This is a genomic window from Flavobacterium adiutor, assembly GCF_048282555.1.
Taxonomy (GTDB): Bacteria; Bacteroidota; Bacteroidia; order Flavobacteriales; family Flavobacteriaceae; genus Flavobacterium.
The window spans coordinates 2,335,407-2,354,513 of record NZ_CP182487.1; the positions used below are offsets into that span (position 1 = coordinate 2,335,407).

Annotated in this window: 21 protein-coding genes; 11 read left to right on the forward strand and 10 right to left on the reverse strand. The window is 31.9% G+C overall.

Features of this window, described 5'->3' with window-relative positions:
- Nucleotides 1-15: 15 nt before the first annotated feature.
- The 6 genes from ACNC7R_RS10015 to ACNC7R_RS10040 all read left to right on the forward strand — a co-directional run bounded on the left by ACNC7R_RS10015 (nucleotide 16) and on the right by ACNC7R_RS10040 (nucleotide 6,124).
- The gene (locus tag ACNC7R_RS10015) at nucleotides 16-468 is read left to right on the forward strand and encodes a hypothetical protein (RefSeq protein ID WP_417940955.1); all 453 of its coding nucleotides are present in this window, start codon (nucleotides 16-18) and stop codon (nucleotides 466-468) included.
- 647 nt (nucleotides 469-1,115) lie between these two features.
- Complete coding sequence (locus tag ACNC7R_RS10020) at nucleotides 1,116-1,925, forward strand: DUF3887 domain-containing protein (protein WP_417940956.1); 810 nt, start codon at nucleotides 1,116-1,118, stop codon at nucleotides 1,923-1,925.
- 317 nt (nucleotides 1,926-2,242) lie between these two features.
- Nucleotides 2,243-3,628: a serine hydrolase gene (locus tag ACNC7R_RS10025; RefSeq protein ID WP_417940957.1), complete on the forward strand. Its 1,386-nt coding sequence runs from the start codon at nucleotides 2,243-2,245 to the stop codon at nucleotides 3,626-3,628.
- A gap of 369 nt (nucleotides 3,629-3,997) precedes the next feature.
- Entirely contained in the window at nucleotides 3,998-4,744 is a 747-nt protein-coding gene (locus ACNC7R_RS10030) for an SDR family NAD(P)-dependent oxidoreductase (RefSeq protein ID WP_417940958.1), read from the forward strand.
- Between the two features lie 80 nt (nucleotides 4,745-4,824).
- The gene (locus tag ACNC7R_RS10035; RefSeq protein WP_164905498.1) at nucleotides 4,825-5,304 is read left to right on the forward strand and encodes a manganese efflux pump; all 480 of its coding nucleotides are present in this window, start codon (nucleotides 4,825-4,827) and stop codon (nucleotides 5,302-5,304) included.
- Nucleotides 5,305-5,314: 10 nt separating this feature from the next.
- Entirely contained in the window at nucleotides 5,315-6,124 is an 810-nt protein-coding gene (locus ACNC7R_RS10040; RefSeq protein ID WP_417940959.1) for a helix-turn-helix domain-containing protein, read from the forward strand.
- Nucleotides 6,125-6,194: 70 nt separating this feature from the next.
- On the opposite strand, the gene ACNC7R_RS10045 is transcribed toward ACNC7R_RS10040, so the two are convergent.
- From ACNC7R_RS10045 to ACNC7R_RS10065, 5 genes are all read right to left on the reverse strand, one after another.
- The gene (locus ACNC7R_RS10045; RefSeq protein WP_417940960.1) at nucleotides 6,195-6,371 is read right to left on the reverse strand and encodes an IS3 family transposase; all 177 of its coding nucleotides are present in this window, start codon (nucleotides 6,369-6,371) and stop codon (nucleotides 6,195-6,197) included.
- 88 nt (nucleotides 6,372-6,459) lie between these two features.
- Complete coding sequence (locus tag ACNC7R_RS10050; RefSeq protein ID WP_417940961.1) at nucleotides 6,460-6,723, reverse strand: hypothetical protein; 264 nt, start codon at nucleotides 6,721-6,723, stop codon at nucleotides 6,460-6,462.
- A 139-nt stretch (nucleotides 6,724-6,862) separates the two neighbouring features.
- Complete coding sequence (locus ACNC7R_RS10055) at nucleotides 6,863-7,600, reverse strand: tyrosine-type recombinase/integrase (RefSeq protein WP_417943161.1); 738 nt, start codon at nucleotides 7,598-7,600, stop codon at nucleotides 6,863-6,865.
- 39 nt (nucleotides 7,601-7,639) lie between these two features.
- Complete coding sequence (locus tag ACNC7R_RS10060) at nucleotides 7,640-8,074, reverse strand: transposase (protein WP_417940962.1); 435 nt, start codon at nucleotides 8,072-8,074, stop codon at nucleotides 7,640-7,642.
- Nucleotides 8,038-8,397, reverse strand: coding sequence for a transposase (locus ACNC7R_RS10065; RefSeq protein WP_417940963.1), 360 nt, complete (start codon nucleotides 8,395-8,397; stop codon nucleotides 8,038-8,040). The genes ACNC7R_RS10060 and ACNC7R_RS10065 overlap by 37 nt, the downstream gene beginning before the upstream one ends.
- Nucleotides 8,398-8,584: 187 nt before the next feature.
- Here ACNC7R_RS10065 and ACNC7R_RS10070 point away from each other — a divergent pair, with 187 nt between their 5' ends.
- From ACNC7R_RS10070 to ACNC7R_RS10080, 3 genes are read left to right on the forward strand one after another with little or no spacing between them, the layout of a single operon-like run.
- Nucleotides 8,585-9,349: a transposase gene (locus ACNC7R_RS10070; protein WP_417940964.1), complete on the forward strand. Its 765-nt coding sequence runs from the start codon at nucleotides 8,585-8,587 to the stop codon at nucleotides 9,347-9,349.
- A gap of 13 nt (nucleotides 9,350-9,362) precedes the next feature.
- A complete protein-coding gene (locus tag ACNC7R_RS10075) occupies nucleotides 9,363-9,680 on the forward strand; it encodes a transposase (protein WP_417940965.1) in 318 nt (105 codons plus the stop codon).
- The gene (locus ACNC7R_RS10080) at nucleotides 9,671-9,982 is read left to right on the forward strand and encodes a hypothetical protein (protein ID WP_417940966.1); all 312 of its coding nucleotides are present in this window, start codon (nucleotides 9,671-9,673) and stop codon (nucleotides 9,980-9,982) included. The genes ACNC7R_RS10075 and ACNC7R_RS10080 overlap by 10 nt, the downstream gene beginning before the upstream one ends.
- Here ACNC7R_RS10080 and ACNC7R_RS10085 read toward each other — a convergent pair.
- Together ACNC7R_RS10085 and mnmE are read right to left on the reverse strand one after the other, a co-directional pair.
- Nucleotides 9,979-10,311, reverse strand: coding sequence for a helix-turn-helix domain-containing protein (locus ACNC7R_RS10085; RefSeq protein ID WP_417940967.1), 333 nt, complete (start codon nucleotides 10,309-10,311; stop codon nucleotides 9,979-9,981). The genes ACNC7R_RS10080 and ACNC7R_RS10085 overlap by 4 nt on opposite strands.
- Nucleotides 10,312-10,577: 266 nt before the next feature.
- Complete coding sequence (gene mnmE / locus ACNC7R_RS10090; RefSeq protein ID WP_417940968.1) at nucleotides 10,578-11,978, reverse strand: tRNA uridine-5-carboxymethylaminomethyl(34) synthesis GTPase MnmE; 1,401 nt, start codon at nucleotides 11,976-11,978, stop codon at nucleotides 10,578-10,580.
- A 243-nt stretch (nucleotides 11,979-12,221) separates the two neighbouring features.
- Here mnmE and ACNC7R_RS10095 point away from each other — a divergent pair, with 243 nt between their 5' ends.
- Nucleotides 12,222-13,055 (forward strand): universal stress protein, encoded by an 834-nt coding sequence (locus ACNC7R_RS10095; RefSeq protein WP_417940969.1) that lies wholly within the window; start codon nucleotides 12,222-12,224, stop codon nucleotides 13,053-13,055.
- A gap of 69 nt (nucleotides 13,056-13,124) precedes the next feature.
- Nucleotides 13,125-14,897 (forward strand): MutS-related protein, encoded by a 1,773-nt coding sequence (locus ACNC7R_RS10100; protein ID WP_417940970.1) that lies wholly within the window; start codon nucleotides 13,125-13,127, stop codon nucleotides 14,895-14,897.
- Between the two features lie 59 nt (nucleotides 14,898-14,956).
- Here the strand turns inward: ACNC7R_RS10100 and ACNC7R_RS10105 are convergent, their stop codons facing one another.
- From ACNC7R_RS10105 to ACNC7R_RS10115, 3 genes are all read right to left on the reverse strand, one after another.
- A complete protein-coding gene (locus ACNC7R_RS10105) occupies nucleotides 14,957-15,775 on the reverse strand; it encodes a hypothetical protein (protein WP_417940971.1) in 819 nt (272 codons plus the stop codon).
- Nucleotides 15,776-15,908: 133 nt separating this feature from the next.
- Nucleotides 15,909-16,274 carry an HIT family protein gene (locus ACNC7R_RS10110; protein ID WP_417940972.1) on the reverse strand — a complete coding sequence of 122 codons (366 nt, stop codon included), beginning with the start codon at nucleotides 16,272-16,274 and terminating at the stop codon, nucleotides 15,909-15,911.
- Between the two features lie 264 nt (nucleotides 16,275-16,538).
- Nucleotides 16,539-18,872 carry a TonB-dependent siderophore receptor gene (locus ACNC7R_RS10115; protein WP_417940973.1) on the reverse strand — a complete coding sequence of 778 codons (2,334 nt, stop codon included), beginning with the start codon at nucleotides 18,870-18,872 and terminating at the stop codon, nucleotides 16,539-16,541.
- Nucleotides 18,873-19,107 lie beyond the last annotated feature (235 nt).

Genomic DNA, 19,107 nt, shown 5'->3' on the forward strand with positions numbered 1-19,107 from the left:
TAAAAATAAAAAAATATGTTAACAGAAATTGAACAACAGAATTTAGATATTGATTGGTTTTTTGTAAATGAAAACAAAATTGCATTTGTGGCATCAGGTGGAGGAAAATTGCCAAATTCAATTGCCAAATTAACAGAAGAAAAAAGTCTCTTATTAGTTTCTTATTTTAGAAATTTAGAAAAAAAGAATGAAGTAATAATTAATCCCGAATTAGATAAATTATTGAACCATGATATAAATGATGAATATTTAAATGATTTTATTTATATGGCTGAAAGAGGTCTTTATGCATTTGATAAAACTGTTTTAAATAATTTTTCAGAAAGCAACTATCATTTGGTAGTCGCACCTATTAACCCTTTAAATGTTAATGATTTGCCTACGCAAATAAAAGAGGTGTTACTTCAAACAACTTGTAATTGCAATTTAGAATCAGTTCTTAGTATTGATATAACTAATATTGAGTAATGAAAGCATTTGTAGGATGCGGGCAATATATGAGATGCGCCGTTAATTAACATTAGACCAATTTGAGAAAGCATCCACTCGTGAATGCAATCAAAGTAAAAAGCCATTCCTAACGGAGTGGCTTTTGTTTTTGTAGCACTTTAAAGTGTACCAAACTGTTAAAATAGAACTCAAGTTAGCCTGCAACTGCTAAGAAAGGTTAACCATATGGAAAAATAGCACTCAGAACATCCTCCCTCCCGTATCGGCTGTTTTGATACCAGAGACCGAGATTTTAATGTCAAGTTACCTCCCCCGCTCCCGCACGAATCCTTTCGTGTGGGCTTTTGAAACCGCACTCACTCGCTTTCTGAAGTTTTTTTATGAAACGCTACGCAAAGGTCTTCGACTTTGCACGTTTTTTTAATGTTCTTTTAAATTCAAAACCGCCTAAAGTCTCCCGACTTTAAATAACTGTTTTGTGTAATTTGGTTTTATTGAATAGGGTAGAGGCAATTAAATATTCTTTGATGCTTTGTAATGTTTTTTGGTTATTTTTGAAAGTATATAAACGTAACAAACATTCGTATATACCCCCAATTTCGGGTAGATTGCCGCTACTTTGTGGCGAATATAAATAAGTTGGCTTTCATTATAAAACGTACCGTATGAAAAAATCAATTTTAGCTCTAATCATAACCTTGATGACAAATTTATTGTTTGCTCAAACAGACAATTATAAAACAGCGATTGATAATTTTCAAGCGAACTACAACACTGAAAAGTATGACAAAATTTTCAACGATTTTTCGCCCGAGATGAAACAGGCATTACCTCTTGAAAAAACCAAAGAATTTTTAACAGGACTGAAAACCCAAGTCGGTAATATTGAAACCAAAGAGTTTATAACTTATCAACAAGGAACTTACGTAACTTATAAAACGAAGTTCGAGAAAATGGTTTTAGCCGTAAATATTTCACTTGACAACAAAAATCAAATAAACGTACTTTTCATCAAGCCTTATGAAGAACCAAAACAAATCAATAATACAATAAATGCACTAAATGACTACCCAAAAGAAATTGCTGAAATCATCTTTGAAAAAACAAAAAATATTCCGAATAACGCACAAGTTTCAATCGCCTTAATACAAGGAGGAAAAACAAATTATTACGGAATTATAAAAACAAATGACACCATAAAATCCATCGAAAATCAAAACAAAATTTTTGAAATAGGTTCTATTACAAAAGTTTTTACTTCGACTGTTTTGGCTTCACTTGTTGAGGATAAAAAAATTAAATTAACAGACGAAATCAACACTTTTTATCCTTTTGCTTTCAAAGACAACATCAAAATACGTTTTGAAAGTTTAGCAAATCACACTTCGGGTTTACTTCGATTGCCTGAAAATTTAAAGCCGGCAGATGAAAATAATCCCCCGCTCCCGCACGAATCCTTTCGTGTGGGCTTTTGAAACCGCACTCACTCGCTTTCTGAAGTTTTTTTATGAAACGCTACGCAAAGGTCTTCGACTTTGCACGTTTTTTTAATGTTCTTTTAAATTCAAAACCGCCTAAAGTCTCCCGACTTTAAATAACTGTTTTGTGTAATTTGGTTTTATTGAATAGGGTAGAGGCAATTAAATATTCTTTGATGCTTTGTAATGTTTTTTGGTTATTTTTGAAAGTATATAAACGTAACAAACATTCGTATATACCCCCAATTTCGGGTAGATTGCCGCTACTTTGTGGCGAATATAAATAAGTTGGCTTTCATTATAAAACGTACCGTATGAAAAAATCAATTTTAGCTCTAATCATAACCTTGATGACAAATTTATTGTTTGCTCAAACAGACAATTATAAAACAGCGATTGATAATTTTCAAGCGAACTACAACACTGAAAAGTATGACAAAATTTTCAACGATTTTTCGCCCGAGATGAAACAGGCATTACCTCTTGAAAAAACCAAAGAATTTTTAACAGGACTGAAAACCCAAGTCGGTAATATTGAAACCAAAGAGTTTATAACTTATCAACAAGGAACTTACGTAACTTATAAAACGAAGTTCGAGAAAATGGTTTTAGCCGTAAATATTTCACTTGACAACAAAAATCAAATAAACGTACTTTTCATCAAGCCTTATGAAGAACCAAAACAAATCAATAATACAATAAATGCACTAAATGACTACCCAAAAGAAATTGCTGAAATCATCTTTGAAAAAACAAAAAATATTCCGAATAACGCACAAGTTTCAATCGCCTTAATACAAGGAGGAAAAACAAATTATTACGGAATTATAAAAACAAATGACACCATAAAATCCATCGAAAATCAAAACAAAATTTTTGAAATAGGTTCTATTACAAAAGTTTTTACTTCGACTGTTTTGGCTTCACTTGTTGAGGATAAAAAAATTAAATTAACAGACGAAATCAACACTTTTTATCCTTTTGCTTTCAAAGACAACATCAAAATACGTTTTGAAAGTTTAGCAAATCACACTTCGGGTTTACTTCGATTGCCTGAAAATTTAAAGCCGGCAGATGAAAATAATCCATACAAAGATTATGATAAAAATGACATTGACGAGTATCTGCGGAATTTGATGAAACTTAATTCAAAAACCTATGCCTATTCAAATTTGGGCGCAGGATTATTGGGCTACACACTTGGTTTATCACAAAAAACAACTTTTCAAGAATTGTTACAAAAGAAAGTCTTTACCAAATACAAAATGAAAAACTCGTTTGTAAGCTCTCAAAATTTAGGAAATAGACTTGTAAAAGGGTTAGATGAAAACGGCAAAACTGTTTCAAATTGGGATTTTGACGTTTTGTTTGGAGGTGGAGGAATTTTATCGGCAACAGAAGATTTGGCAAAATTTGCCTCCGCACAATTCGACCCGAAAAACAAAGAACTCGCCTTGACACAAAAATCTACTTTCGATATTAACGAAAATATGAAAATCGGTTTAGGTTGGCACATCTTAAAATCTGAAAACGGGGAAGATTTAATTTGGCACAATGGAGGAACAGGTGGATATTCTTCGTCAATGACCATTAACGTTCAAGAAAAAACAGCAGTTATTATTTTATCCAATGTTTCAAACATCAACGAAAATAATGACGACCTTTGCTTTAAACTCATAAATATAGCGAACAAAAAATAACGAATAGCCAATAACGGTTTTGCGTCAGGCGGGCTGTCGTGCTTCGTATGAAAGTTTTTTCTAAATTTCAAGTTTTGGCTTTGTAAGGAATTTTTGTGCTAAAAGCCCGCCCGAATGCAAAGCCGCGGAACGTCCGACTTTGAAAAAAACTCTTCAAATTTAGAGAGTATTCGGAGAGAGCTACCGGAGAAAAATCTCAAATATGAGATTCTCAAGACGTTCATTTTAATTTTTTCACAGCCTGACGTTGGCTGTGATTTTACCGAAACACTGTTCTAAACCTCACAGAAAAACAATTTGAACTTTACAGAAAAATAAGATCATTAAAGCTGTTTTAATTTTGTCAAATAACTTTAAAATATCATAAAAATGGCAAAGACAGTAATTATCACAGGTGGAACAACCGGTATTGGCAAAGCAACAGCTTTACATTTTGCAAAAAATGGATACAATGTTGTTATTACAAGTAGAAATGCGAACAAAAAAACGGAAGTTCTAGAGGAGTTTAAAAAAGAAGGTGCTGAGGTAACTTTCTTTCCTTTAGACGTAACACAGGAAGAGAAAGTTAAAAACGTAATCGACAAAACGGTTGAAAAATTTGGAAAATTAGATTCTATCGTAAACAATTCAGGAGTTTCTTTAGGAAATGCTTTATTGGCTGATACAGAATCGGATGAACTGAAACAAATGCTGGAAACTAATGTAATGGGTGTTTATTACGGAATGAAACACGCCATTAATGCAATGTTGAAAACAGGTGGTGGAACTATCGTAAACCTTGCTTCTATAGCGGGTTTGAATGGATTAGTAAGCACTGCTCAATACAACGCTTCAAAACACGCAGTTGTTGGTTTAACCAAAGGTGGTGCTTTAGATTACGCTACCAAAAATATTCGTATAAATGCAGTGGCACCAGGAGCAATTAAAACCGATATTTTGAAAAATGCAATTGCTTCGGGAACTTATGATGTTTCGGGAATTGAAGCATTACACCCAATGAAGCGATTAGGTGAACCGGAAGATATTGCAAAAGGAATTTACTTTTTGGCTTCAGACGAAAATCCTTTTATGACGGGAACTGTATTGAGTATTGACGGTGGCTATAATGCAAAATAATAAAAATAAATAAATCCCTAAATTGGCTGTCAAAAAAGAGACAGCCTTTTCTATTTAAAAAACTAGTAAAAATGGATTTAATGCAAAACACTATAAATTGGTATAACGGAGAAATATTTGAGGGAAAATTTATCCTCGGATTTGGATTTTTTTTAATCTTAACGGCTTTACTATTTTACTTTTTAGGGAATACGCCAACCGCTAAAGCATTGCTGATTCCAATGTTGGTTATAGGTATATTTTTTTCTATAACAGGTGCAAATATGATTCGTTCCAACGGAAAACAAAAGCAAGAGATTGCGAAAAAATATGAGCAAAACCCAAAAGAATTTATAAATGCCGAAATTAAACGTGTAGATGATTTTCAATATTTATACCCAATGTCTATCGCTATTAGTTTGGCTTGTTTTCTCATAGCCATTGCCCTGCTTTATCTTACACAAAATGTCCATTTAAAAGCAATCGCCATTTCATTAATCTTATTTGGGATGGCTTTTGCGGTAATCGATTATTTTTCAAAAGAAAGAGCGACAATTTATTATGAACAATTAAAATCATAATTCAGAAATAATGATTGAAGATAGAATCCGAATTAATATTTTGTTTTCTTGCACATCGCAAGATAAAAAGAATTTTGAACCGTTTGTTCAAGACCACGCTTTGGTCTGTGTTCTAAACGGAAAAATGATAATTAACGACGGCATAGAAACCTTTCAGTATAACAAAGGCGATATTGGTTTTGTATCAAAAAATCAATTAGTAAAAACCCAAAAAATCCCTCAAGACAATAAACCCTTTATGAGTATCAGCATTTTTTTACCCAAAGAAACGTTGTATAATTATTCAAAAGAACACCATATTTTACCAAAAGGGAATTATTTAGGAAAACCTAATTTTATATTTCAACCCGACCCATTTTTAAAAGGTTTTTTCGATTCTATGCTTCCTTATTTTGAAAATCAAGAGGCACTCACCAATAATTTAGCGACTATTAAAACTTTTGAGATTATTGAACTTTTGCTTCGGTATACCAAAATTCAAAATTTACTTTTCAATTTTGAAGACGATTTTAAAATTGACTTGGAAGCGTATATGAACAAAAATTATATGCACAATATTCCGTTAGCACAATTTGCAAAACTCACAGGTAGGAGTATTTCAACATTTAAAAGAGATTTTCAAGAAATTTTCAATCAAACACCTAACAAATGGCTTATCAAAAAGCGATTAGATTTAGCCCACTTTTTAATATCAAAACAAGACAAAAAGCCTAATGAAATTTATGACGATGTAGGTTTTATAAATTTCTCTCATTTTTCAAGAAGTTTCAAAGCAGAATTTGGAATAAATCCTTCAGAAATAAACAAAACAGCTCCCTGAAGTGTTCCTAATGAAACGCTGGCAAATGTCTTCGACTTTGCACAATTTTTTAATGATCTAAATATATGCTCTAAGTTCTGCTTCTATTCTTTTTCAATGAAAAATAAAAATTTAGCTCCCTCATATAAATAAGTATCGTATTCGAAGATAATTCATATCCGGATTTTTTAAGTTCTGCTGTAATACGCCAGAATCCGTAACGCTTTTTGGAGGATATGAAGATTTTTGTAATTTTTTCTTTAATCATTAATTACCCTCAGCAACATTTCGTTCTAAAACGTTGCTAAATGGGTAAGTTTTTTAATTAATTTTAGGATTTTTTGTATAAAATACATTTAGTTTCTATTAGATAAGTTAAGAGAGCTTTCGTCTGTACCTGCTTTTAAAATAATAAGTTTAATGTCAGAAAGAAAGATTAATGAATTCATTACTTTGGTTTTGTATTCGATTTCTGCAGAGAGCAGATCATTAGAATCACCTACTTTGCGATCAGCAGGATAAATCAGAGCGCACAGTTCTTCAAAAGGTATTGGTCTGCCTTGGTTTTCGGTAAGGTAGCAGTATATTTTTGAAGGTAAATGTATAAAAATAGTAGTCATGATGTTGTTTTATAGATATATACGGAGTCCAGCGGAGTACGGTTTTTAAAACTGTAATACGTAATTTATTTTTTAGTTTAATTATTCTTCTCCGATCCAGGAGGTTTTATTAATATTTGTTACAGTACTAAAAGTCTCTTTATTTAAATGAAATTTTATTCGTTGTTTCTCTTTTTCTTTCATCAATAATTTTAGTATATATCTGTGTAGTCTTAATATTTTTATGTCCTAGTATTTTAGATACAGTGAAAATGTCGGTTCCAGCTGCCATTTGTAATGTAGCATAAGTATGCCTAAAGCAATGAAAAGTGATATGTTTCTCAATTGATGCATCTCTGATCCAGATAGGTATCAAACGGTCAAAATCCCATTTTTTTAAATTAGGAAAGATCTTTCCATGCTTCATTCTTTCAGGACCTAAAAATTCTACAGTTTCCTGAGAAATTGGTTGAGTGGCTGGATTACCAGTTTTTTTTTGGTTGAATCTTATATAATATCCCTCTTGTTTATTGTATTGGACTTCTTCCCATTTAAGTTTTGCTATGTCGGAATAACGCATGCCTGTTAACAACGAAAAAAAGCTTACACGCTTGACAATCTCTTTTTTGCAGGGTGTCCTAAACAAGATAGAAGCTTCTTCCATAGTCAAAAAAAATCTCTGAGATTCTTGCTCCTTAATACTTTGCACTGCGGCATTAACATCAGTTTGCAGTAAGCCTTTTTTATAAGCCTTTTTGAGCGTGGTCTTGATCTTGTTGAAATAGGATAGGGCAGTATTTTGGGCCAAGGGCTTATTATTTTTTCTTAAACTTTTTGCCTTTAAGATATATTCCCTAAAATCTTCAATAACTGTTACATCAATATTCCGCATCAATATATCCTGATTCTTAGAGCCTGTTTAAATTTAAGAGCCTGTTTAAATTTTATTCAATAAATGTTTAATAGCGACTAATTTGACCACGTTTTCAGCAGAATCAATTAATAGTTCATAATTTCTGCATAATCTTCTATCGTTGTCAAACCATGCAAATGTTCTCTCTACCACCCATCTTTTGTGTATAGGCTTGAAGCCTGATTTTTTATCATCCGACCTCATAACTACTTGAATTATATAGCCAAAATTGTTTTTAACTTGTTCTATAATTTCACCTCTATAGCCTCCATCGGCAAGGATAACTTTTACAGAACAAAGTAAATCCTTTAGGGTTCTGATCAATAAAAATACTGCTTTGCTATCATGAATACTCGCTACCGTTACCATAATGGCTAATAAAAAGCCATTTTTATCAACGACAACGTGTCGTTTTATACCTTTTATTTTTTTATTTCCATCAAAACTTTTAAAGAACAATTATTTCCCCAACGAACGCTTTGGCTATCCATTATTCCTAAACTGGGTTCTGCATTTTGTCCTTTTTTACTACGGACTCGTTCTCTTAACTTCGAAAGCAATAAATCAAAATAATCTAAATCTGCCCATTTTGAATAGTAATAATAAACAAGCTGCCATTTTGGAAAATTACTAGGTAGCATTCGCCACTGACAACCACTCTTAATAAGGTAGTTGATCGCATTCCAGATGAAACGCAAGCTGTGTTTACGTTTTCTATCACCTAATTCTAATGTTTTTTTTATAAATTGCCACTGAGTTTCTGTTAAATCGGTTGGATACATCTTATTTGTAGTTTGGTAGCACAAAAAGAATAATTCCAATCGGTTTCTTTAACTCATAAAGACTTTTTTTTTTTAGTACATGACAAAATTATATTTTTCTAAAAATCAATAATATAACAGGTTAATTAATTTGCAAAAAAGACTGATATTTCGTACATTATAGAATTATTACGACATAATTTTTATAATGAAGAATACCAGTCTTGAGGGTAAAGATACAGAGCTTATTTCAGTTTTACAAGGTCATTTCAAAGGGAAACTCAATTTAGCAAGGGTCAAGCTCATTTGTTTATTTATAACGGCTTTATGCAAAATAAAAACAGTTAATTATGATAGGTTAGCATCGGGATTTGATACAACCGCCAATAAAAATAGCTCTTATAGGAGGGTTCAAAGATTCATGAAGGAATTTGACTTTCCTATGAAAATAGTTTCTTCTTTGATATTCAATATATTACCGGTAAGATGCGATTTGGTATTGGTCTTAGATAGAACCAATTGGAAGTTCGGAACTAAAAATATCAACATTCTAATGTTGGGAGTCAGTTATAAAAATGTTGCATTTCCATTGATGTTCAAAATGTTGGATAAACGAGGAAATTCAGATATACAAGAGAGGATTGATTTAATCAAAACCTACATAGAATGGTTCGGGAGGCAAAGTATAGATTGTCTCTTAGCTGATAGAGAGTTTGTTGGGGATAAATGGTTAGAGTTTCTAAACCAAAACAATATTAGGTATTATATTAGAATCAGAAATAATTTCAAAATTTATTCTTATCAAAAACAGGAAGAGATTAAGGCTTTTTGGTTATTCAATAATTTAAAAATAGGCGAGTTTTACCACTATCCGAGAATTGTGGAGTTACATGGTCAAAAATGCTATCTTTCTGGGAGCAAGACCATTGCTAGGGGGAAAAATAGAATTTTTAATTATTGTATCATTCAATAAACCAGAACAAGCAATGGTTTATTATAAACGAAGATGGCAAATTGAAACTCTTTTTAGAGGTTTAAAAAGTAGTGGTTTTAACATAGAAGACACACATGTGACGGATTTAAAAAGATTAGAAAAACTATTTTCTCTAACAATGATTGCTTTTGTATGGTGTTATAAAATTGGCGACTATTTGGATGAATGCATCCAGAAAATAATAATAAAAAAACATGGCAGAAGAGCAGTAAGTATTTTCAAGTATGGATTAGATTATTTGTCAAAATTTCTTTTGACAGGATTTAAATCTTTGGAAAACAATATGTTTTGCTTTTTGTCATGTACTTAACTTTTTTTTACATTTTTAAACAGGCTCTTAATGATATATTTCATTATGAGTTTTTAAATAATAGAAGATTTTTAACAACATTAGTTATATCAGAACCTACTGGTTTACCAAAAGAGTATTTCTTCAATAATATAGAAAAATATATAGGAGATAGATTTGATTTGAGTAATGAGGTTTTCTTTGAAGATGAGAAAAAAGAGGTTTTAAAATATTGGAAAGATAACGGAAACTATAATAAGTTTAAGGATTATATAGATTTAACCACTTTGAAAATTGAGTATTATAAAAATAAAATTCCTTAAATAATTCTCTCTAAATCTGATTTCAAAAAGAAAAATCTATTTTTCAGACTGACATATTTTAAGTTATTTGCCCTAATTAACCTACGTAAAGTTGCTTCTGAAATTTCAAAGAATACAACAGCTTCTTTTGCGGATAAATAATGTTTTGAGAGTAAATCCTCTTTAATAATAACTGGTTTTACCTTTGGAATTATAACGGTATTTTCTTTTTGTAGTTTTCTCCAATTTCTCTTAAAACATAATGCAGAACAGTACATACCTTTACTACTTTTTGAGATAAATTCCTCAATACAAACTACACATTTTGTTTTGATTGTTAAATGACTCATTACAATTGTTTTAAATTGTTTGCCATATTGAAAAACACTGTTTTTATCAGTAAAACAAAATCGGAAAGTAACTTTCCTTTATCTATAAGGTTTTACAAACTATGGTAGTGTAAAATTCCTAAAAAATCTCTTATTTCCAAACATAGTAGTACGATTAGTAACACCAATATAGTAAATAAGGGTAAACAAAGTTATATATCAATATATAGGAATCTCTTTGTTTACAGCGCTTGGAATGTAGAAATATGATGTTATGAAATGTATAGTTACTTCCCAATACAGAAATTAGCGAAAATATTCCCCAGCAATTCGTCGTTTGAGACCTGACCTGTGATAAGCCCGAATTGATACAAAGCTTCTTTAATATCCAACGCAATTAAGTCACTCGAAAGGTTTGTTTCAAGTCCGAATTTTACTTTTTGTATTTCATCCAAAGCTTTTAATAAGGAATCGTAATGCCTTGTATTGGTGACGATAGTTTCATTATTACGTAAGGCTCCTGTATTGACAAAAGACAATAATTCATATTTTAATTCGTCAATACCAATTTTGTTTTTTGCAGATAGTAATAAAAGTTTAGCGTTTAAATTTTCAAGTTTATCAGTAATATTTAAAGCGTCTTTTTCAGATAAAACATCCTTTTTATTTACAACTATCAGTAAAGGTTTTAAGGGATATTTGTTTTTGATCTGTTCAATTTCATTGATAAACTCTGAACCGGATGCCTTGAATTTCAGACCATCAAACAAATAAATGACCACCTGCGCCTGATCGATTTTTTCGAATGTTTTTTTGATTCCAATACTTTCTACAACATCTTTCGTTTCTCGAATTCCCGCAGTATCGATAAATCTGAATCCGACTCCGCCAATCACCAGTTCATCCTCAATGGTATCACGGGTTGTTCCGGCAATATCAGAAACAATGGCGCGCTCTTCGTTTAGTAAAGCATTCAATAAAGTCGATTTACCAACGTTTGGTTCTCCAACGATAGCAACCGGAATTCCATTTTTAATGACATTTCCAACAGCAAATGAGTCAATTAATCGTTTTAAAACAAATTCAATTCGGTTTAGTAATTCGTTAAATTGTGTCCGGTCGGCAAATTCAACATCTTCTTCAGCAAAATCCAATTCAAGTTCAATTAAAGATGCAAAATTCAAAAGCTCTTCACGTAATTTTGCAATTTCATTACTAAAACCGCCACGCATCTGCTGCATCGCAATTTGGTGTGAAGCTTCGTTATCAGACGAAATCAAATCGGCAACAGCTTCTGCCTGTGATAAATCCAGTTTTCCATTCAGGAAAGCTCTCAGTGTAAATTCACCGGCATCAGCCATTCGGCATCCTTTTCTCAGTAACAGTTGGATAATTTGCTGCTGGATATAGGTTGAGCCATGACATGATATTTCAATAGTGTCTTCGCCCGTATAAGAATTTGGGCCTTTAAAAACAGAGACGAGCACTTCATCCAGCGTTTTCGAATCATCCATAATATGACCTAAATGCAGTGTATGTGTTTTTTGCTTCGTTAAATCTTTATTTTTTACCGATTTAAAAACTGAATTTCCAATAGAAATAGCTTCAGTGCCTGAAATACGAATTATGGCAATAGCTCCTGCTCCGGATGGTGTAGCCAGGGCGACTATAGAATCTTGATGTATCATGTTGTAAGTTGCAAGGGTGCAAAGGTACAAAGTTTTTATAAGGCTTGTGAATTTGGTATTTTATATTTTATAAAGTATTAATTGAATTGAAGTTTTTATTTTTTATTTAAATAGACACTTTAAATATTGATTAGATTTTCTCTTATAACCAGTTAGGGTTAAATTTTTGTAAAACTGATAATTATCAGGTAACTTATAAGTACGATTTAGTAACTTTATGTAGATAACCTAAAAAATGTAATAATGAAAAAGATAATATTCCCAACCGATTTTTCTGAAGCAGCAACAAATGCATTTGTACATGCATTAGAGTTTGCCAAAGTCGTCAATGCCGAACTCGTTTTACTGCATACTTTTGAAATTCCAGTATATGACAGCCAGTTTTTTCCTGAAAATTATGCCGCTATCTACAGTTCTATAGAGTTAGCCAATTTCGAAATGTTTAAGGATGAGATTCCTAAACTGAAAACTATTGCAGCAGAAAGAAATTTAGAAGAAATTGTTATTAAGCATCGTTTGATGGATGGTGATTTGCTTTACAACTTAAAAAATGCTGTTGAGGAGGAAAAAGCAGACTTTGTTATTATGGGTACAAACGGAATTTCTGACTGGACTACCTTCTTTACAGGTTCCAATACCAGTTCAGTAATCTCAGGTGTAGATGTTCCGGTTTTATGTGTGCCGATAGATGCTAAATTTAAGAAAATAAAAGTGATTGGATTTACTACCCGTTATCGCGAAAAAGATAAAAAAGAATTGAGAAAGGTACTTAAAATAGCTAAAAAAACGAATGCTAAAGTCCGAAGCTTGTACGTGAAAACATCTGCGTCTGATGTGGCACCGGAAACCGTGAAAGAATGGGAAGTTGAGTTCGCCAATGAAAATGTAGAATTTTTAGTATTGCCAAGTGATGATGTCAAAGAGACTATACTTGATTTTGTGCTCTACAAAGATGTGGACGTTTTGACAACCATTACACATAAAAGATCTTTTTTTGAAAGCCTTTTTACTTCCAGTTTTAGTAAAAAAATAACAAAAGAAGTTTCTATTCCGGTTTTAATAATGCATAATGACTAATTTCCGTTGTAATTAAAGCAAATTTTGAAGTGGTAAAACCTATATTTGTGGTTCAGCAAAATTGAAAAGATGGACTATTATCAAAACAGGGTTTCCCATTATACAGACTTATTAAGTAAAACCAGCAAAAAGTTTAACAGCATCAGTCTTCTAAGACTTTTAAGTATTTTTATTTTTTTGTTTTTGATGTTTTATTACATCAAAAAAGATGAAGTTATCTACTTAATTAGTGCGTTATCGTTTTTTGCTGGTTTTGTCTTTTTAATGCGTATTCATTCGCGTTTATCCTTTCAGAAAAAACTTTTAAATGCCCTTTTAAAAATCAATGAAAACGAAATTTCTTTCCTGAAAAGAGAAAAACTTCCTTTTGAAAATGGTCTTGAGTTCAATGATTTTCATCATCCTTATGCCTACGATCTTGATATTTTCGGGGATCATTCCTTATTTCAGAATTTAAACAGAACGGCAACTTTTATAGGGAAAAAGACGTTGGCAAATCAGTTGCTGAAATTGAATTCTAATGAAGTTATACTTCAAAATCAGGAGGCAATAAAAGAACTTGCGTCAAAAAAAGACTGGCGTCAGGAATTTAATGCATTGGCAATTGTCAGTCATGATAGTAAAGATTTATATGATTCGTTAATGTATTGGAAATCATTTAAAAATGATTCTTTACCTAAAGTTTTAAATCTGTTGTCAATTGTGTTGCCAACCTTGTTTTTAGGTTTTCTGGCAGCTTATTTTATGACTTCAAAAACGATTCTGCTTTCCTATGTGACTTATATTTTTATTGCGAATCTGATTGTTTTAGGAAGAGTGACGAAACGTATTCAGTCTGAAATTGCCAAAGCAGATAATATCGATAAAATCATCAAACAATATGGTCTTTTGGTTGAGAAGATTGAACTGGAAAAATTTGAGTCTGAAAAATTAATTGATTTGCAAAACCAGCTAATCTTTAAAAATACATCAGCCAGTTTACATTTAAAACAGCTCTCAGAATTGTTTTCCCGTATGGATACAATTAGCAACCTTGTGACTGCTACTCTTTTTAACGGAAGTTTTTTATTCAATCTTCATGTGCTAAGAGCTCTTTTGAAGTGGAAATACGATTATGCTGACCAGCTTGAAAAATGGATTGATGTAATTGGGGAGTTCGAATCTTTGAGTAGTCTTGCTAATCTGGCGTACAATAATCCTGATTTTGTTTTTCCTGAAATCAATTCGGAGTATAAAATAGAGTTCAAAAATCTGAGTCATCCGTTATTAAATCCATTGAGCAGGGTAGGGAATGACACGCATTTTTATCCGGAATCGTTTATGATTTTAACAGGTTCCAATATGTCCGGAAAAAGTACTTTTTTAAGAAGCCTTGGAGTGAATATGGTTTTAGGAGGAGTAGGATCAGTAGTCTGTGCTTCAGAAGCTAAAATTCATCCACTTCCAGTTTTAGTTTCAATGCGACTATCTGATTCTTTAGCAGATAGTGAGTCCTATTTTTTTGCTGAAATAAAGCGCTTAAAACAAATTATGGATGCCTTGGAAGAAAAACCGGCTTTTGTTTTACTGGACGAAATTTTAAGAGGCACCAACTCTGATGACAAACGAAACGGAACAATTGAAGTAGTTAAAAAGGTGATTGCTAAAAATGCCATTGGCGCCATTGCAACACACGATATCGAAGTTTGTCTGACCACAAACGAATATCCTGAAATTTTGACTAATCAGTGTTTCGAAGTCGAAATAAAAGACAATGATTTACACTTTGATTACAAACTCAGAAACGGAATCTGTAAAAATAAGAGCGCTACTTTCTTAATGCAGAAGATGGGGGTTATTTAAAAGAAAATGCTGCCTAAACAGCTAAATGATTAGGCAGCATATTTATTTATATTAGGTAATTATTTTTTCGCTAGGTCGTTTTCAATTTTTGCTACGCGCAGCACCAAATCTTTTAAAGTTTCAATTTCTTTCGATTGATTTTTAATTTCTTTTGACTGAGCTTCAATTTTTTTATTTTGCTCAATTGAATAAAGTGTCAGTTCCTCAATTTTTTTCAACAAACTCATATTCATTTCTGCCAGCATTAAGCCATTTTTTTCAATTTCTTTAGCCGAAGGGATTTCAGGTAAATGACTATTTTGTTTAATATAATCTTCAACTTCCTCTAACGATTTGAGTTTGTAATCGTTAGAAAAAACATAATCCGGAACAAGCGGTCCTAATAAATCTACTCTTACTTCCTGCGTATGGATTTTGCCCTTTACAGTAAGTTTTTCATCTGGAGCAGATGTGCCAATACCTATATTTCCAGTATCAGAAATATAAGGACCTGAATTATTAAATGATGGTAAAGTTGAGCAGACAATCCACCAATCTGTACCAGTCGATTTATAAATATCAAATTCATCCTGACTAAGAATTACAGAACTATATAATGAAAAACTATTGTCAGTAAAAGGCTGATCAAAATAATTTCCCTTAATAACAGCTTGTGGATGCCATGCATAATTAATTTGGTTGGTCGCATTATATTCCAGATTATTTAGACCATCCCATTTTATCATATAAATAGAGAATTTTTTTCCTGGATTTTTTGCTGCTACAATGGCATAGCCTGTAGCTCTTGCATTTTGCATCTGTAGCTCCGTCAATGATTGTGCATTTATATTTATTATATTTAAAATACTGATTATTAGGTATATAAAATTTTTTTTCATACTTTAAAATATTAAAGTTTTAAGATTTTTTTAATTTGAATGTTTGCGGATAATATCAATAATATTTATAATTTTTTTAATCAATTATAAAATAATAGTTTAATTTTTTGTTTTTCAAAATGGGTTAAAATAATTACAAGTTCCATTTAATCTTTTCTATAACAGCTTCATATTCAGCATCAGATAAATAGGTTTTTTGAGGGTTCATTTCAAAAACACTTCCAAATCCGTAGCCATCTTTGTATTTAGGAACAATGTGTATGTGTAGGTGAGATAAGGTGTCACTAAAAGCACCGTAATTGATTTTATCAGGATTAAAAGTCTTCGCAATAGCTTTTGCAGTTGTTGCGACATCTTCCATGAATAAATTACGCTGTTCATCGCTTAATTCATAAAATTCAACTGCGTGATCTTTGTGCACTACATTTAAGCGGCCTGCGTATGATTGTTCTTTAAAAAGGAAAAGTTGCGATACTTTTAAATCTGTAACTTTTACCATTAACTGGTGTAAGGTTTCGTTATTTTGACAGTAAAGGCATTCTGAAACAGGACTAGGCATTTTTTATTAAATTAAAGGTTTATAATAATTGAAAGAACTTTCTGCAAAAATACCTTTAATACCGAGTTATGCAAAAGATATTTTTAAATGGATTGTATTATTTAAATAGGAGGGAGGGATACATTAAAAAAAGAAAAACTTTTTCTGCTTTTCAAATTGAAAGAGACAGAAAAAGTTTTAGTAAAGTTAAAACCTGATTTTAGGCTATAGTTTGTATTTTAAGCTCACCATTACCTGACGAGGAGAGATTGGGTTCGTACTGTAATTTTCGTGTACGGTATAGTTTAGCTCGTCTGTAATATTAGATAATTTGCATAAAAGAGATACTTTTTTCCATTCGTAACCTACAGATGCATCAATTGTAGCGTAACCTTCTAAAGGTATGTCACGATCTCTGATCGTAATTGTATATTTAGGATCATTTGGGTTAGTAGGTGCTGGTTTAATTTCTGTCCATAAGTAATCATCATTCCAGCCTCCTGTGCGGTCTCCAACATAATTAGCAATTGCGCCAAAAGAAAGTCCTTTTAATAATCCGTAAGGTAATTTATAGAAAAAACTCAAATTTGCTGTGTGCTTAGGAGTTCTGGCTAAAATATCACCTACCACAAGGCTTCCGTTTGTTCCAGATGATTTTGATACTTTAGTTTCATTAAAACTATATCCTCCCATAATATTTAAACCTTCAACTGGTCTTGCAGTAATATCAATTTCAATACCTTTTCCTTTTGTTGCCCCTACTAATTCTTTGAAATTACTGTTTGCATTTTGAGTAATCCCATCCGCTAGAAATGGTGCAGTTTGAGCTAAATTGTTATTCTTAATCATATATGCCGTCACATTCGTACTTAAATCTCCTTTCCAGAAATCTTTTTTGATACCTACTTCGTACTGATCAATTATTGATGGATCTAGTGTTTTACCGTCAACAGTAGTTCCGGTATTGGGTGTGAATGAGTTGGAGTAGCTGGCAAATAATGACATATCTTTGTTTGGCTGAACAACCAATCCAGCTTTTGGAGAAAAGGCTCTGTTTAATGCTTTTGCCGCAGTTACAGGGACTGCATTTTCATATTTAATTTTAATTTCATTTACGCCCTGATCATTTTTTGCAATTGTTTCTTTGGTTGTAGTAGCTTCACTTTCCTGCCATGACCATCTTATTCCGGCTAACACTTTAATATAATCTGTAATCGAAATTAAATCTTGTGCAAAAGCTCCAAAGCGTTTTGTATCTGTTGTAGCCAATTGGGTTATTCTGTTGCTGTAAGGCACATTAAGGCTTTGAGTGCTGTAATCGTAGTTTAAGATATTTATGGCTTTTGCCTCTGTCGTTACAAGATCAGCAGGTTTTGTAGGATCAAAGAAACCAAAAGTATAATTTGGAGCTGTAGAATATTCATAGTCAACCCCGGTAAATATTTGATGTTTAATTATTCCGGTAGTAAAGATTCCCTGAAGATTCAATTGGTCTCCAAATATATTTTCTCCGGCATCAGCTTTTGTTAAACCCCTTTTCCAGAGAACTTCTTTTTCACCAGTTGTACTATTCGTAGAATAGGCTAAATTAGACAATTGTGCTGTTGATGTCTGAGTTCTTCTATAGGACTGAAAAGAAGAATTAAAACCTAATTTCCAATTGTCATTGAAGCTGTGATTAAGAATTAACGACGCACTTGAAGACTTTGTATTTCCGGTTGACCAAAGTGCTCCAAAAAACTGATTACGTGGTAAATCTAAAATTTCTTTCCCAACAATTCCAGTTCCAAAATCAGGAGTCCAGTCGGCACTTAGATAATCCCCTTGTAATGTAATTTGAGTTTTTTCAGTAAGATGAAATAAAAGCGAAGGATTAAAATAAATACGGTCATTTTTTACATAATCTCTAAAGCTTTCCGAATTTTCGTAAGAAGCATTAATACGATAAGCGATTGATTTATTTAGAGGTCCGTAAAAATCAATTGATGGTTTGTAATAAGCATAACTTCCCATTTGCATGGATAATTCACCACCTTCTGTGAATTTTGGTGTCTTGGTAACTAAGTTAAGAATTCCTCCTGGAGTAACATTTCCAAATAATAATGCTGATCCTCCTTTTAAGAATTCTACCTTTTCCAAACCTGATACCTCCGGAATAGATCCTGTATTATAGCGAAATCCATTTTTAAACATATTATTAGTATCCATCGTATACCCTCTTGACCAAAAAGATTCCTGTGCACCACCACGGGCTGAACCTACATAAACGCCATTAGCATTTTTTATAACATCACTTAATCTTATGGCTTGTTGTTGTTCGATTACTTCGCTTCCAATTATCTGAACACTTTGTGGTAAATCCATTACCTTAATTCCTGATCGTGCAGCAGAAATTGGTTTTTTAGGTTTGTTAGCAGTAATTTTAACCTCATTAAGAACTTCACCCTTTTTGTTTTTTACAGTATCATTAATAGCCGATGCAGTATCGTTATTTGAATAATCCTGACTATAAGAAGCAAAACTTAGAAATGATAAACTGAAAAGTAAAATATATTTCATGCTTTTTATTTAGAATAATTTAAAATAATTTTCTGCAAATATAAAAGGTAAGTTTATTATTTAAAAGTTTATTTAGATTAATTATTTTTAATTTTGTAACTATTTATTTGTTAGGTTTTTAGTTTTTTTTTAGGAATCGGTTTTATAGTTAATAGGAAGAAAATGATTACTTAAAATTAAGTTTGAAGAATAAAAAAAAGCCTTTTTCAGTCAAGAAAAAGGCTTACTACAATTA